Annotated in this window: 12 protein-coding genes; 6 read left to right on the forward strand and 6 right to left on the reverse strand. The window is 44.0% G+C overall.

All coding sequences use genetic code 11. The features are described 5' to 3' along the window. The first annotated feature begins 5 nt into the window (after nt 1-5). The 3 genes from BMW86_RS18475 to tssD all read left to right on the forward strand — a co-directional run bounded on the left by BMW86_RS18475 (nt 6) and on the right by tssD (nt 2,346). The gene (locus BMW86_RS18475) at nt 6-1,181 is read left to right on the forward strand and encodes a hypothetical protein (protein WP_089783193.1); all 1,176 of its coding nucleotides are present in this window, start codon (nt 6-8) and stop codon (nt 1,179-1,181) included. Between the two features lie 33 nt (nt 1,182-1,214). Further along, on the forward strand, nt 1,215-1,727 hold the full coding sequence (tssO, locus tag BMW86_RS18480; protein WP_089783194.1) for a type VI secretion system TssO: 513 nt from the start codon (nt 1,215-1,217) through the stop codon (nt 1,725-1,727). A 229-nt stretch (nt 1,728-1,956) separates the two neighbouring features. Further along, nucleotides 1,957-2,346, forward strand: coding sequence for a type VI secretion system tube protein TssD (tssD, locus tag BMW86_RS18485; RefSeq protein ID WP_089783195.1), 390 nt, complete (start codon nt 1,957-1,959; stop codon nt 2,344-2,346). An 85-nt stretch (nt 2,347-2,431) separates the two neighbouring features. Here the strand turns inward: tssD and BMW86_RS18490 are convergent, their stop codons facing one another. Beyond that, complete coding sequence (locus tag BMW86_RS18490; protein WP_089783196.1) at nt 2,432-2,962, reverse strand: YceI family protein; 531 nt, start codon at nt 2,960-2,962, stop codon at nt 2,432-2,434. A 149-nt stretch (nt 2,963-3,111) separates the two neighbouring features. On the opposite strand from BMW86_RS18490, the gene BMW86_RS18495 reads away from it, so the two are divergent. Then, nucleotides 3,112-3,555 (forward strand): DoxX family protein, encoded by a 444-nt coding sequence (locus tag BMW86_RS18495; protein ID WP_089783723.1) that lies wholly within the window; start codon nt 3,112-3,114, stop codon nt 3,553-3,555. Here the strand turns inward: BMW86_RS18495 and BMW86_RS18500 are convergent. The 3 genes from BMW86_RS18500 to BMW86_RS18510 all read right to left on the reverse strand — a co-directional run bounded on the left by BMW86_RS18500 (nt 3,544) and on the right by BMW86_RS18510 (nt 6,512). Continuing rightward, nucleotides 3,544-4,110 carry a Crp/Fnr family transcriptional regulator gene (locus BMW86_RS18500; protein WP_089783197.1) on the reverse strand — a complete coding sequence of 189 codons (567 nt, stop codon included), beginning with the start codon at nt 4,108-4,110 and terminating at the stop codon, nt 3,544-3,546. The genes BMW86_RS18495 and BMW86_RS18500 overlap by 12 nt on opposite strands. After that, nucleotides 4,110-5,057 (reverse strand): type I pantothenate kinase, encoded by a 948-nt coding sequence (gene coaA, locus BMW86_RS18505; protein ID WP_089783198.1) that lies wholly within the window; start codon nt 5,055-5,057, stop codon nt 4,110-4,112. Before coaA ends, BMW86_RS18500 begins: the two co-directional genes overlap by 1 nt. Nucleotides 5,058-5,153: 96 nt before the next feature. Then, on the reverse strand, nt 5,154-6,512 hold the full coding sequence (locus BMW86_RS18510) for an NAD-dependent succinate-semialdehyde dehydrogenase (protein ID WP_089783724.1): 1,359 nt from the start codon (nt 6,510-6,512) through the stop codon (nt 5,154-5,156). A gap of 139 nt (nt 6,513-6,651) precedes the next feature. On the opposite strand from BMW86_RS18510, the gene BMW86_RS18515 reads away from it, so the two are divergent. Continuing rightward, nucleotides 6,652-9,480 carry a TonB-dependent receptor gene (locus tag BMW86_RS18515; protein ID WP_177189303.1) on the forward strand — a complete coding sequence of 943 codons (2,829 nt, stop codon included), beginning with the start codon at nt 6,652-6,654 and terminating at the stop codon, nt 9,478-9,480. A 144-nt stretch (nt 9,481-9,624) separates the two neighbouring features. On the opposite strand, the gene pyk is transcribed toward BMW86_RS18515, so the two are convergent. Both pyk and pfkA read right to left on the reverse strand, forming a co-directional pair. Beyond that, on the reverse strand, nt 9,625-11,115 hold the full coding sequence (gene pyk, locus BMW86_RS18520; protein WP_177189304.1) for a pyruvate kinase: 1,491 nt from the start codon (nt 11,113-11,115) through the stop codon (nt 9,625-9,627). An 11-nt stretch (nt 11,116-11,126) separates the two neighbouring features. Then, nucleotides 11,127-12,107, reverse strand: a complete 981-nt coding sequence (gene pfkA, locus BMW86_RS18525; protein WP_089783200.1) for a 6-phosphofructokinase — start codon at nt 12,105-12,107, stop codon at nt 11,127-11,129. Between the two features lie 395 nt (nt 12,108-12,502). On the opposite strand from pfkA, the gene BMW86_RS18530 reads away from it, so the two are divergent. After that, on the forward strand, nt 12,503-14,566 hold the full coding sequence (locus BMW86_RS18530) for a prolyl oligopeptidase family serine peptidase (RefSeq protein ID WP_089783726.1): 2,064 nt from the start codon (nt 12,503-12,505) through the stop codon (nt 14,564-14,566). The last annotated feature ends 76 nt before the right edge of the window (nt 14,567-14,642 follow it).

Raw genomic sequence — 14,642 nt, forward strand, 5'->3', positions numbered from 1 at the left:
TAAAAATGGCAGAGCCGCTTAAACATTTCCCCGTTAACTGGGTAGATGGCATGAAAATAAAAAAGCAGCATTTTATCGATACAGAAAATGCAATGCTGGATCAGATAAGAGATGCTATTTCCGGCGGGTTGCATGCACAGAACTATGGACTGTTACCGGCAAAGGCAGAAAGCAAAGAATCTTTGCGTTGCTGGTTCATCGCAGATAATCAGCAGCAATGGCGTATCAAATTAACGGAATGCCGTGCTGTAACGCCCGGTGGTGCCCGCATTGAAATACCTGAACATACCGTTCATTCATTGAAATATGCAACCACTTTTCCCGAAGCAGTATATAACTGGGACCCTCAGCATACAGAAAACGTATATTATATCCTGATACAGGTAAACCCCTTTAACAGGCAACCCAGCGGAGAACCTTTACTCACGGAAGATCCGCCAAGATTGCCATACGCTACGCCGGAATACAATTTATACGTAGCACCTGTATCACAGTTGCCAAACGGACAACTGGGCAGTTACCAGATGGTGCTGGGCCGTATCTCTATCATTGATGGGCGTCCGCAGCTGGATGATGATTACATTCCACCCTGTTCAATGGTGTCCTCACATCCTGCATTGACGGACCTGCACCAGGAACTGGATCAGTTCCTCGGACAACTGGAATTGTATGGTGTGAACATCGTACAGAAAATATATGCACGTAATCAGAACAACGACCTTGCACAGGTAGTGTTATACATTACAGAAAGAATTACGCAGTACCTCAGTACACGCATCTCACAGTTCCGCTGGCTGGGTCTTTATCAGTCGCCTGCTGCTATGCTGGAAGTAGTGGCCGGACTGGCACGCACCATGAAGAATGCCATCGATCAGAGAGCGAGTGCCGGTAAAGAAGAACTGCTGAATTATTTATCAGAATGGTGTGAACTGAGACAGGGAGAACTGGAAACACTGATGGTAAACTGCGCCAATATCCGCTATAAACATATTGATGTAAGAGAATGCCTGCAACCTATGATACCGTTTGTACGTGCAATGAATAAGCTGTTTGAAAGCCTGAGCAGACTGGATTACATCGGTCGTAAAATGGATAGCGGAATATTTGTAAAAGAAGAATCTGCAGAAGATGCTGAATATATACGTAAGCATAAAACCAAACGCTGGTTCTTCACAGATTAACTCAATATATTAATTTAACAACACGATAAATACATGCGCGTACTTAATAAACGTGAGAGGACCTCTGCATTCTTATGGTTCCTGTTATTTTTTGTCACCACAGTGGGCCTTTTCGTACTGGCTATCTTCTTTAATTTCCAGGTGCCTGCCAGGGAGAATGCAGAACTGCGCAAACAGTTGAGCACATTCCGTCAGGAACAGGCTTTCCAGGCCGATTTTCTGCAAAAGCTGGAGAAGGTAAGGAACAACCTCGATTCTATAAATTTGCCTAATCAGAATGCGAATTACATAGATCAGGTGATTGCACAGGACCTCGTAAACATGCGTAATTCTATCCCTAAAGATGTGGTAAGCCATTATGGACTATATGCAAACATCATTCAGAATTGTCTGTTGTTGCAACAAAGCAAACAGCAGTTACGTGGTTTGCAGAATGCACAGCAAACTATTGCAGAGTTGAAAGAAAAGATCAATGATATCAATAAGGAATTGGAAAATGCGAGAAACGAACTTGACTATAACAGACAACTCATGCGATCTCGCTAAAGATGAATTACTTATGAGGGCCAATGGCTGCAACCCCGGCTGCTGGCCCTTATTCATATTAAAAAATAAACGAATTATATTAATATTCATGTGTTAAAGTCTGCATTTACCCCATTGTTAACCTTGTCCATACAGGATATTTATTTTATTTTTGAAGCATATAAATAAATAGATAAATAAATACCTCGTTGACTATTATTTTTTATTGTAAACCTTAAACATTTAACCCATGTCTTTCAAATCAGTGTTTGAAGTAGCTGGCAAAAAATTAAACGTAAAACATTGCAGCTACGACCTCACCCAGGAAGTTGATGCTACAGGCCGTCCATCTGCCATAACCCGTGGAGGCCGCATCCGTTTAGTTGTCGAATCAACTGGTGAAACTGATCTTTTTGAGTGGATGGTGAACAGCTTTGAACGCAAAGATGGCACCGTTACTTTCTACAAAAGAGACACAGACGCAGTGTCGAAAAAGCTTTCTTTTAAAGAAGGTTATCTGGTAAAGTTTGAAGAGTCTTTTGACGCTGACAATCAGAATCCGATGACTGTTGCTTTCACCATTTCTGCCCGTGAATTAAGTATGGGCAACGCAACCCATGTTAATGAATGGGTTAAGTAATGGTATGATTTGTTAATCAAAATTATGCCTAAAAAAACCCGGACGATTTGTCCGGGTTTTTTATATTTACTCGAATAAGTAGTTATTAGTTTACTGGTACAGATACTTCCAGTTTTATTATATCATCTACCTTTCCACCTGGGCTGCCAATGCCAAAGTCAGTGCGGTTTACATCAAATTTTCCACTAAACGTACCACCGTTTCCGTTCTTTACAAATGTAAAAGGAATACTGAAGTCTTTTTTCACACCATGCATTTCAAGTGTTCCTTTCGCCGTATAACCAGTACCGGATTTTACAATCTCTTTGGATACAAATTTAATCTCAGGGTATTTCTTTGCATCAAACCAGTTACCACCTTTTGCATGTGTATTCTTCAATCCATTTCCTGTATTGATAGAAGTAACATCAATCGTAACATTAAACTTTGAAGCAGCTAGATTTTTTTCATCAAAAGAAATATCTCCTTTTAATGTTCTGAATATTCCGGATGCGCCGGATGCAGAAAACTTAACAGAATAACCATCAGCTATTTTGTAATCCTGTGCAGGAAGAAAAGTAAATGCTGATGCAATGACAATCAATAATGCCGCTATCGGATAAAGGGCTTTTTTCATTAGTACTCTTTTTAGATTCGAAACAAATGTATTCGTTATACATCTTGACTGCAAAAATGATACCTATAAATAATTGTTAATACCGGAACCTAACATATGTTAGTCCGGCGCATATGTATAAACCGGAACTTTGTATAAACAAAAACAAAATGGCATTCCTATCTGGTTTATTATCAATCAGTCTGTTATTACTCTTAACAGGCTTCATTTTTCACCTGCCTTACCTGTTACATTTCCCGCATGACGCAGGTATTGCTGCGGCCTGTATGTTCATTATGATAGGGTGTATGCATGTCCTGACCCCCAGGAAACTCACTTACATGATAGAACCCTGGTTACCCTATGCTTTACAACTCGTTATCCTTAGTGGAATAGGGGAGATCATCCTGGGGGCCGGGTTATTATTTCCTGCCACACAGTGGTATGCAGCCTGGGGATTAACCATCCTGCTGATACTTATGTTCCCTGCAAATATTTATGTAGCGGTAAAGCAGTTACCTGCCCCGGGCGGTTTACCTGCAAAACCCTGGTATACCTGGAGCAGACTGGCTTTTCAGCCAGTATATATAGCCTGGATCTGGTTATCCCTTTAGATTCTTTCTGATCCGGCTTAAACTCTCTGGTTTAATACCCAGAAAAGAAGCCACATATTTCACAGGGACCTGCTGTACTATCTGAGGATATTCTTCCAGCAACTGTAAATACCTTTCCTGTGCAGAATACTGAAGAAAGGATAACTCACGCTGATATTTTCTTAAATACTGATACTCGGCCAATAACCTGCCGGTCCGTTCAGCAGCATGGCTTTGACGATATAACACCTGCAAAGCATCATAATAAAAAACAAAGCCGCTTACAGGCGTTATCGCCTCTATATTAACCGCAGAAGGAGTTTGTGTAATAAAAGATGCATAAGCAGTGGAAAACATCCCGGGAAAGGCAAAATCAAGGGATACTTCATCGGTACATACCCTTACAATTCCTTCGGAAATAAAATAAATAGCTGTTGATATTCTCCCGGCACGGGCAAGATATTCGCCGGTATTGAAATGGACTTCCTGCAGTAAAGGTTCAAATAAATGCCAGTTATCACCAGCACCAGGGTCCATTTGGGATAAAGCGTTTTTCACAACAGTGATATCAGGCATCAGGTTTTTCTCAGTTTGAGTGACTGAACAAAGTGATGACTTCCTTTTTCAAGAATTAAACTTGCCCTGAAACGTGTAGGCATAATATTTAATTCAAGATTAGGTTTATTGATCTCATTCCAGATACCCCTGGCAAAGTCCTCAGACTCTGCATCAGAAAGATGTGCATAACGGTGGAAATATGAATCAGGATTCTGGAAGGCCGTCCTGCGCAAAGATTTGAAACGTTCTACATACCACTCCTGTAGATCTTTTTCTTCCGCATCCACATAAATGGAGAAGTCGAAGAAGTCGGATACGAAGATGGCAGGTTCCCTTTGTACCTGTGGCTGACGGGGTCTCACCTGTAACACGTTCACTCCCTCTACAATCACAATATCGGGCGATTCTATGGTCTGTAATTCATTAGGCAGTATATCATACTCAAGATGACTGTAAACCGGCGCTGTCACCTTCCCTTTGCCCGATTTCACACTGGCCAGGAACTGGATCAGGCGGCGGATATCATAACTCTCAGGAAAACCTTTACGGTTCATGATACCTTTCTGTTCCAGTATCCTGTTCGGATAAAGGAACCCGTCAGTCGTCACCAGCGCTATCCGCGGATGATTGGGCCAGGCGGCCAGCAGCCGTTGTAATACACGGGCTGTAGTACTTTTGCCTACAGCCACACTACCGGCAATGCCAATGATGTAAGGAACTTTATGTACCTGGCTGCCCAGGAAACTGTTGGTAGCAGCATGTAAACCCTGCGCAGCAGTTACATACAGGTTTAACAACCGCGACAGCGGAACGTAGATCTGTGTAATTTCTTCTGTTGTCAGCGGCTCATTCAATCCGTGTAACGCATCTATATCCTTTAACAGATGTAACATTGGATCATCGCTTCTCTTAGCCCATTCTTCCCGTGTAATAGTAATATAGGGAGCGTAATTATTCCTGGTCATGCCGATTTTGTTGCCGTTTGCGATAAATACAGGTGCAAGCTATATAAACCCTTCAAACATTCAAAAATTGATATGTGATCACTGGATAGCCGGTAATCAGGCGATATAAACCGTTTTTACATTCAAAAACTCATGTGTTCCCTCTACTGACAGCTCTCTTCCATAGCCGGATTGTTTAACGCCTCCAAAAGGCAAACGCGCATCTGACCGTACCATCGCATTGATAAACACATTCCCGCTCTCAATCTGAGTAGCCAGCTTCTTCGCCTTATCAAGGTCGGTAGTCCACAAAGCAGCCCCCAGTCCGAAAGGTGTCTGGTTGGCCAGCTGAATCGCATGCTGCTCGTCATTTGCGCTGATAATCACAGCCAGCGGGCCGAAAGTCTCCTCGTCAAAAGCGGTCATACGGGGCTGCACGCCGGTCAGCAGGGTAGGTGAGAAGTTCGCTGAATCCTGTTTGCCACCCAATATAAGAGAAGCCCCCTGGGCAATCGTTTTACGCATCTGCTGGGATAACTCGGTAGCCAGGTCCGGCCTTGCCATAGGACCCATATCCGTATCTGCCAGGAAAGGGTCTCCCTGTTTCATCTGCCCCAGTAAGGCACTCACCCGGTCTGTGAAATCACCTGATATTGACTGCTCCACTATCCAGCGTTTGGCTGCAATACAGGACTGCCCCGCATTCTGCATACGTGCTTTCACTGCAATCTTCGCAGCTTCTTCAATGTTCGCATCTTTCAGCACGATAAAAGGGTCGCTGCCACCCAGTTCCAGCACTGTCTTTTTAATGTATTTCCCGGCTAATGCGGCCACGCTCATGCCCGCACCCGTACTGCCCGTAAGCGTTACCCCCTGTACACGTGTATCTGCTATCAGCGGCTCAATATTTTTGGAATTAATCAGCACTGCCTGGAAAGAGCCCTCCGGGAAACCCGCTTCCAGGAACAGCTTTTCTATAGCCAGGGCACAGCCGCTGACATTACTGGCATGTTTGAGTAAACCTGTATTACCCGCTAGTATATTCGGAATGGCAAAACGGAATACCTGCCAGTAAGGGAAATTCCAGGGCATAATAGCCAGCACGATACCCTTGGGTTCATAGGCAACATAACTCTGCTGCCCATCGGAATTCACCGGTTTATATTGCAGCATCTCTGCGATATGTTGTGCATAATATTCCGCAGAAACGGCACATTTCAACACCTCTGCTTTTGCCTCTTTCAAGGTTTTTCCCATCTCCCTGGTAATGATTGCGGCGTGTACATCTGCCTGTTCTTTTAAGAGAGCTGCCAGTTTCAGCATGTGGTCACAGCGTTGCTGCAAAGGGATCTGTCTTGTCTGGCGGAAGGTCTGGTGACCCCATGCCAGCAATTGTTCTATCTCCGCTTCTGTATGAGCAGCATACTCAGCGATGGTTTCCTGTGTGTATGGATTAATACTCTTGAAAGTACTCATAAAACCAGTTTTACTTTTTACGGCAACATACATGCCGCTACGTGGAGTGTAAATGTAAGACATCTGAACATTTCAGTTCGCCACGTTGTTGAACCTATGGAAAATGTTTATATTTAGACATAACCCAAATCCACCATTTATGATGTCAATCAGGAGTCTAAGTCTGGTAGCAATGCTACTTTTTTTCTTTTCAATGTCTTATGCCCAGAAACTAAAAGTTACCGGGAAGGTTACTGATGCTACCACAGGCGTTCCGCTGGAAGGGATCACTGTAAGAATTAAATTAACCAGCACAGGTACGCTCACCAGTAAAGAAGGTACCTTTTCCATCGAAGCCAAAAGTGATGATGTGCTGGAAATAAGTGCCATCGGTTTCATTGCACAGTCACAGCCGGTGAATGGTCGTACAAACATCGATATTCAGCTTATATCCAACGTATCTGAACTGAACCAGGTAGTACTGGTAGGTACACGTGGGGGTGGAAGGGCGAAAACGGAAACGCCTGTACCCGTAGATATCATCAACCTCTCACAATCCTCTTTGCCTACCGCAAAAATGGACCTCACCGCTGTATTAAATATGGCCGCTCCCTCTTTCAACTATAACAAACAAAGTGGTAGTGATGGTGCTGATCAGATAGACCTGGCTACACTCAGGGGGCTTGGACCGGACCAGACACTGGTACTGGTAAATGGCAAAAGGAGACACCAGACAGCCTTCGTGGCCGTATTTGGGACCCGTGGCCGTGGTAACTCAGGAACCGACCTGAATGCCATTCCGGAAGCAGCGATAGACCGTGTTGAAATATTACGTGATGGTGCCTCTGCTCAATATGGTTCTGATGCCATTGCAGGTGTTATCAATCTGATCCTCAAAAAGGATGTCAATCATCTTTATATCAATGCGGGTTACGCAGGTTATTATGATCATAAATACAATACTTATTTTGGTCGTGATCAGAATCAATACAAATACAGCAACCCTATAGATGGTAATACCGGTACGTTCGGTATCAGTTATGGTGTTCCTTTAGGTAAACAGGGTGGCTTCCTGAACTTCTCAGGTAACTTCCTCGTACAGGGTAAAACATACCGTCAGGCACTGGATACCAACCTGGCGGATAAAAACGGTCTGCCTGTAAATGCAGTAAGAAGATCTAACGGAGATGCTTCCAAAACCACCGGTGGTGGAATGATCAATATGGAAGTTCCCTTTGCAGATGGCCGTACTACTTTTTATGCTTTCGGCGGATATAACTATAAATCCTCTGATGCATATGCTTACACAAGAACATTACACGGGTACAACCCTTTTGCAAGTGCGCATCCTGATCGTTTCCCTACAGACGCCAATGGTAATGTGATCTTCAATAAGGATATCATGTATTCCGTAGCTACTCCCGGCGGCGGACCTTTAGACACCGTATACGATCCGCATATTCAGACGCATATCAGTGATGCATCCGGAGCGGTAGGTATCAAAGGTGAACTGGGTAACAACTGGAACTGGGACCTGAGTAATACACTTGGTAAAAACAACTTCCATTTCTACGGAGATAAAACATTTAACGCCTCTCTCGGACCAAACCAGACACACTTTGATGATGGCGGTTTCTCCTTCTTACAGAATACGGCCAACCTTACTTTCGATAAATCTATTCCAACAGTAGCAGCAGGGTTAAACCTGGCTTTTGGTGCGGAATACCGTTATGAGAATTATAAGATTTATGCAGGAGAAGCAGCATCATACACGAACTACGATCCTACTTTTTTCAAAGCCACAGGTTCCCAGGGATTCCCTGGTTACAGACCTACAGATGTAGTGAGTGCAGACCGTTCCAACATTGCTGGTTTTGTTGATGCAGAACTGGATGTGACCAAGAAATGGTTGATAGGCGCTGCTATCCGTGCAGAGAATTACAGTGACTTTGGATTTACCAGCACTTACAAACTGGCTTCCCGTTACAAGCTCACTCATAACTTTAATATCAGGGGATCTATAAGTACTGGTTTCCGTGCACCATCCTTACAACAGATCAATTACAGCTCTCAGTTTACGAACGTACAGGGTGGTACTATCTCTGAAGTAAAGATTGCCCCTAACTATGATCCTATTACAAAAGCAGCAGGTATTCCTGATCTGAAACAGGAAAAATCTGTGAATGCAAGTCTTGGTTTCTCCTGGAAACCACTGAGCGAATTAACGATTACTATTGATGGTTATCTCGTGAAAGTAAAGGACAGGATCGTATTATCCGGACAGTTTAATAAGGGAGATACTACTTTATCACCTGCATTTTATAATGCTTTGAATGATTTACGTATTGACAATGCGCAGTTCTTTGCGAATGCAGTAAATACAACCAACACAGGTATAGATATCGTAATTGATTATAATAAACGCTGGGGTAATCAGCATTTCAGGGGATTATTTACGGGTAATATTCAACACATGAATATTGATAAAGTAAATGTGCCCGGTTCTCTGAATGATAGTTACCTGCATCAGAAAGAGTTCTTCAGTGATCGTGAAGAGAAGTTTGTATTAGCATCTGCACCGCCGGTGAAACTGGGTGTAAACCTGGAATATGGCGTAAATAAACTGAGTGTGGGTACACACCTCACTTACTTCGGTAAGATAGAACTGCTGGGTTATGGTTTTGCAGGAGACCTGGCCGGTACTGGTATTAATCCACAGGTAGAAAGTGATGCTGATGGTACCCTGTTACCTGAGCAATTCAATTACAAGGGTAAGATGGTGACAGACCTTTACGCCAGTTATAAATTCTCTTCTCATATCAACTGGTTCATCGGCGCAGATAATATCTTCAATGTACATCCTGATTTAGGCGTTGTACAAGCAGCTAAAAACTCTGCTTTTGATGGTGAAGCCGGTGGTGCCTGGGACCCTGTTCAGATGGGCTTCAATGGTATCAGGTTGTTTACAAGAGTAGTCCTCAACTTTTAAACGGGTGCCATTTTGGGTGCAGGGCGAAGCCCTGCAAAGACCCTTTAATTTTTTGGTGATGGTGCGCAGCACTATCACCAAAAAATCATAAAAAGGAAAGCCTTCCCATCCGGGAAGGCTTTCCTTTTTATAACATAAATAAAATTACTCAGTCACCTTTGTAATCTTAATTGTATTAGTTGGCAGATGCTGTTTAACCGGTGTGCTACCAGTATTAACAACCACGTCATCAACTTTCAGGAAACCTCTTTCTTTCAGGATACCGATCTGGTCAGCGATGATATTATCAAGGCTTTCTTCTTCTCCATAATAGAAAGCGCGTACACCCCAGCTAAGGCTCAGCTGATTTACCAGGGATTTCTCTTTGGTAAATACATACAGCGGAGAGCGTGGACGGTAGCTACTTAGCATAAAGCCGGTGTAACCGCTCTGTGTCATACCGATCAGGGCATCAGCATCCAGGTCTTCTGCCATTTTACAGGCATTATAACACAGTGCATCGCTCAGGAAGGAAGGGGAGTGACGGTGAGGAATCAGGTTACGGTTGTAAACGATGTCTTCTTTTTCTACTTCGTCAATGATTTTCTTCATAGTCTGGATAACCAGCTCAGGGAATTGACCGGTAGCAGTTTCACCGCTCAGCATCACAGCATCAGCACCTTCCAGTACAGCGTTCGCTACGTCAGTGATTTCGCTACGGTTAGGACGGGTACGGTCGATCATGCTTTCCATCATCTGGGTAGCAACGATTACCGGTTTCGCACGGTGAATACATTTACGGATGATATCTTTCTGGATCATTGGGATCTGCTCAACCGGCAGTTCCACACCCAGGTCACCACGGGCGATCATTACGCCATCACTTTCCCAGATAATTTCTTTCAGATTAGCGATAGCCTCTGGCTTCTCGATTTTAGAGATCACCTTTATTTTAGAATCACGTTCTTTCAGGCGTTTGCGGAGTAACAGCAGGTCATCTACATGTCTAACAAAAGACAGGGCAACCCAGTCACATTCGTGATCGATGATGAACTGTAAGTCAACTTCATCTTTTTCTGTCAGTGCAGGCAGGGAAACCTGGGTATCTGGCAGGTTGAAACCTTTCTTGGAAGAAAGTACACCCGGGAAGGATACGATTGCTTTGATTTCGCCGGCAGCGGTTACTTCTTTTACAATAGTTTCGATCTTACCATCGTCCAGCAGGATTTTCTGACCAGGTTTGATATCCTTGTGCAGGTCAGGGTAAGAAACATATATTTTTGTTGCATTACCTACCACTTTTTCGTTCACGAACGTGAGGATCTGTCCGGGAACCAGTGGCAGTGCATTATTTTCAATTTCACCAACACGCAGTTTAGGACCTTGTAAGTCGGCCAGGATGGCAACGTTATAAGGTTCTGTAGTGTTGATTTGGCGGATCAGCTTTATAATACGCAGCTTATCCTCGTGAGAGCCATGTGAAAAATTCAGACGGAATACATTAACGCCGGCCCTTACCAGTGCCAGTAATCCTTCGTAGGTATCGCATGCTGGTCCAACGGTAGCAACGATTTTTGTTTTGTGTTGAGAATGTGCCCTGGAAGCCTTATGGTCCATCTGTTTGTTTACGTATTTCGATAAATCGTTTGTACTCATAGCTCTATTTTTTAACTCGCAAGTATTTTAGTGATCTTTAACCATTCAGGATCAATGTGTTCTTTCGCCTTAATGGCCTGTTCCAGCGGAGTATAGTGAATTTTGTTGTTTACAATACCTACCATCACATTGGATGTACCTTCCAGCAATGCTTCTACAGCAGCGTAACCCATACGGCTGGCCAGGATACGGTCCTGGCAGGTAGGAGAACCACCACGCTGTATATGACCTAAGATGGTCACACGGGTATCCAGCTGAAGACATTGTTCCTTGATCTGCCTGGCCACTTCCTCAGCACCTCCTGCGGTAGAACCTTCTGCTACCACAATGATGTTCACCATCTTACGGCGGCGTTCATTCGCCTGCAGATCCTCAATGATATCCTGTACGTCAATCAGGTGTTCCGGAGTCATAATATGCTCTGCACCGGTAGAAATACCACTGTGCAGGGCTATATAACCGGCATCACGGCCCATTACCTCTATTATAAATAAGCGGTCGTGCGCATCAGCTGTATCACGGATCTTGTCGATCGCGTCTACAGCAGTGTTCACAGCCGTGTCAAAACCAATAGTAAAATCTGTTCCTGCAATGTCCTTATCAATGGTACCGGGTAAACCTATGCACGGGATATCAAACTCCTGGCTCAGCTTGTACGCTCCGTTGAAGGAACCGTCCCCGCCAATCACTACCAGGCCGTCAATATTGTGTTTCTTTAAATTTTCGTAGGCTTTTTTCCGTCCCTCGTACTCATGGAACTCTTTACAGCGGGCTGTTTTGAGAATAGTGCCGCCTCTCTGAATAATGTTGGCTACAGATTTGGATTCCAAAGGGAAAATCTCGTTTTTCAGCATTCCCCTGTAACCATACATAACACCATACACATTCAGCTGATGGTAAATTCCCGTCCTCACAACGGCACGAACAGCAGCATTCATGCCTGGCGCATCTCCGCCCGAAGTTAGGACTGCAATGTTATTAACTTTTTTCATAGTTATGTTTATTTCCCTCTCTACGTTTTTGTCTATGGATTCAGGGAACCCCTACGTTGATTTGATCCTGTTTTACCCCGATATCCCCCGAACGTGTCATGAAACGCATTCATCATTCACACTTCTCAATTTTTACCCATTCGCTCGTTTTTTCCTGAGAATCACGCTGCTTATGCATAAATTGCTAAAAAATATCAAACGGGCGCACAAAAATAACATTTTGCCTTTTGTTTCTAATAGTATTCTGATGAATTAAGCAAAAATTTCAATTTTAGTTAACCAACAGCCTTAATTTTTTTAAAAATACACATATGTATAATTTAAATACAGAAAGAAAATTAAAAAGTTTATTCTTCTTTTCTATTTTATGCTTTTTTATAACAACCGGAACAGTAATGGCTCAACAATCAGGCATCAGCTATCCGCAAACCCGTAAAACGGATGTGACGGATAATTATCACGGTACTACTATAGCGGACCCTTACCGCTGGCTCGAAGATGATAACAGTGCCGATACAAAGGCCTGGGTACAGGAAGAGAACACAGTGACACAGTCTTATCTTGCAAAGATACCCTTTCGGGACGCTATTAAGAAACGCCTTGAAGTGCTCTGGAATTATCCCCGTATAGGCGCTCCCTTCAAAAAAGGCAATTATTATTACTTCTATAAGAACGATGGCCTGCAAAACCAGGCTATATTATACCGCCACAAAACCCTGGATGCTACTCCGGAAGTCTTTATAGATCCCAATAAACTCTCTGCAAACGGGACCGTAGCCCTCGGCGCTGTCTCTTTTTCTAAAGATGGGAAATATGCGGCTTACCTGCTGGCAAAGGCAGGGTCCGACTGGCAACAGGCGTTTGTTATGGACGTAGAAACCAAAGGATTGCTGGCAGATACCCTCGACTGGATCAAGTTCAGCGGCATCTCCTGGCGCGGTCATGGCTTCTATTACAGCCGTTATGATAAACCCGATGAATCCAGCAAACTCTCCAAAAAGAACGAGTTCCATAAAGTATATTATCATGCAATAGGTACCACCCAGGACAAGGATGAACTGATCCACCAGGATAAAGAACACCCCCTGCGTAATGCCGGAGTGGGTGTCACCGAAGATGAACGCTTCTTAATATTACACACCTCAGAAGGTACTTCCGGTACGGAACTCTGGTACCGGGATATGAAAGACCCTACTCAGACAGACTTCAAACTGCTGGTGAAAGGCTTTGATTATGAACCATCTGTAATAGATAATGATGGAGATAAACTGCTGATGCACACCAATCAGGATGCACCTAATTATAAGGTAGTACTGGTAGATCCCAAACATCCTGAAAAAGAAAACTGGAAAGAGATCATTCCTGAGAGGAAAGAAGTGCTGCAGGGAGTAGGTACTGCCGGTGGCTGGTTATTCCCCAGTTATCTGAAAGATGCTTCTACCAAAGTATACCAGTACAGCTACGGAGGTAAACTGGAGCGGGAGATCACCCTGCCGGGTATTGGTACTTCTTCCGGCTTCGGTGGAGAAAAAAAGGATAAGGAGTTTTTCTACAGCTTTACTTCCTATGTATCTCCGGGTATGGTATATAAATATGATATCAAAACCGGTAAGTCTGAGTTTTTCAGCAAACCGGAAGTGAAGTTCAATCCGGATGATTACGAAACCAAACAGGTATTCTTTAATAGTAAAGATGGTACCCGTGTACCCATCTTCCTGTCTTATAAAAAAGGAATAAAGAATACGGGGGATAATCCTGTATTGCTGTATGGTTATGGTGGATTTAATATTCCGCAGACACCGGCCTTCGGTGTATCTAACCTGTTTTTCATGGAACAGGGAGGGATTCTTGCAGTGGTTTGCCTGCGTGGTGGCAGTGAATATGGAGAGGCCTGGCACAAAGCCGGGATGATGGAACACAAACAGAACGTGTTCGACGACTTTATCGGGGCAGCAGAATACCTGATCAAAGAGAAATACACCAGTTCTGCGCATATTGCTATCCGCGGTGGTTCTAACGGTGGCCTGCTTGTAGGCGCCTGTATGACGCAACGCCCGGAACTCTTTAAAGTAGCGCTGCCGGCAGTAGGTGTGATGGACATGCTGCGCTACCAGTTATTCACGATTGGCTGGGCATGGGTAGTGGAATATGGCAGCAGTGAGAAAGCAGACCAGTTCCCTTACCTGATTAAATATTCCCCGCTGCATAACCTGAAACCAGGTACGACGTACCCGGCTACACTGGTTACCACTGCCGATCATGACGACCGTGTAGTGCCTGCGCACTCCTTTAAGTTCGCAGCTACCTTACAGGCAGCTAATGCCGGCCCTAACCCAACGCTTATACGTATAGATACTCAAGCCGGCCATGGCGCAGGGAAACCTACCTCCAAGCTGATTGATGAAGCCACAGATATCTGGGCTTTTACCATGTATAACTTAGGGATGACCGTGAAATAACTACAAACCTGGGTGCAGCCCCGCAAAACCCCTTCCATTTTTTTGTGATGGTGCATCGCACCATCACAAAAAAATC

This window comes from Chitinophaga sp. YR573, from assembly GCF_900110995.1.
Taxonomy (GTDB): Bacteria; Bacteroidota; Bacteroidia; order Chitinophagales; family Chitinophagaceae; genus Chitinophaga.

What these genes read in the sequence shown, in the direction of transcription:
- BMW86_RS18475 (WP_089783193.1), top strand. Translation starts at nt 6, where the DNA reads ATGGCAGAGCCGCTTAAACATTTCCCCGTTAACTGGGTAGATGGCATG.
- BMW86_RS18500 (WP_089783197.1), bottom strand. Translation starts at nt 4,110, where the DNA reads ATGCCTGATATCACTGTTGTGAAAAACGCTTTATCCCAAATGGACCCT.
- BMW86_RS18515 (WP_177189303.1), top strand. Translation starts at nt 6,652, where the DNA reads ATGATGTCAATCAGGAGTCTAAGTCTGGTAGCAATGCTACTTTTTTTC.
- tssO (WP_089783194.1), top strand. Translation starts at nt 1,215, where the DNA reads ATGCGCGTACTTAATAAACGTGAGAGGACCTCTGCATTCTTATGGTTC.
- pyk (WP_177189304.1), bottom strand. Translation starts at nt 11,115, where the DNA reads ATGAGTACAAACGATTTATCGAAATACGTAAACAAACAGATGGACCAT.
- BMW86_RS18490 (WP_089783196.1), bottom strand. Translation starts at nt 2,962, where the DNA reads ATGAAAAAAGCCCTTTATCCGATAGCGGCATTATTGATTGTCATTGCA.
- BMW86_RS18510 (WP_089783724.1), bottom strand. Translation starts at nt 6,512, where the DNA reads ATGAGTACTTTCAAGAGTATTAATCCATACACACAGGAAACCATCGCT.
- tssD (WP_089783195.1), top strand. Translation starts at nt 1,957, where the DNA reads ATGTCTTTCAAATCAGTGTTTGAAGTAGCTGGCAAAAAATTAAACGTA.
- BMW86_RS18495 (WP_089783723.1), top strand. Translation starts at nt 3,112, where the DNA reads ATGGCATTCCTATCTGGTTTATTATCAATCAGTCTGTTATTACTCTTA.
- coaA (WP_089783198.1), bottom strand. Translation starts at nt 5,057, where the DNA reads ATGACCAGGAATAATTACGCTCCCTATATTACTATTACACGGGAAGAA.
- BMW86_RS18530 (WP_089783726.1), top strand. Translation starts at nt 12,503, where the DNA reads ATGGCTCAACAATCAGGCATCAGCTATCCGCAAACCCGTAAAACGGAT.
- pfkA (WP_089783200.1), bottom strand. Translation starts at nt 12,107, where the DNA reads ATGAAAAAAGTTAATAACATTGCAGTCCTAACTTCGGGCGGAGATGCG.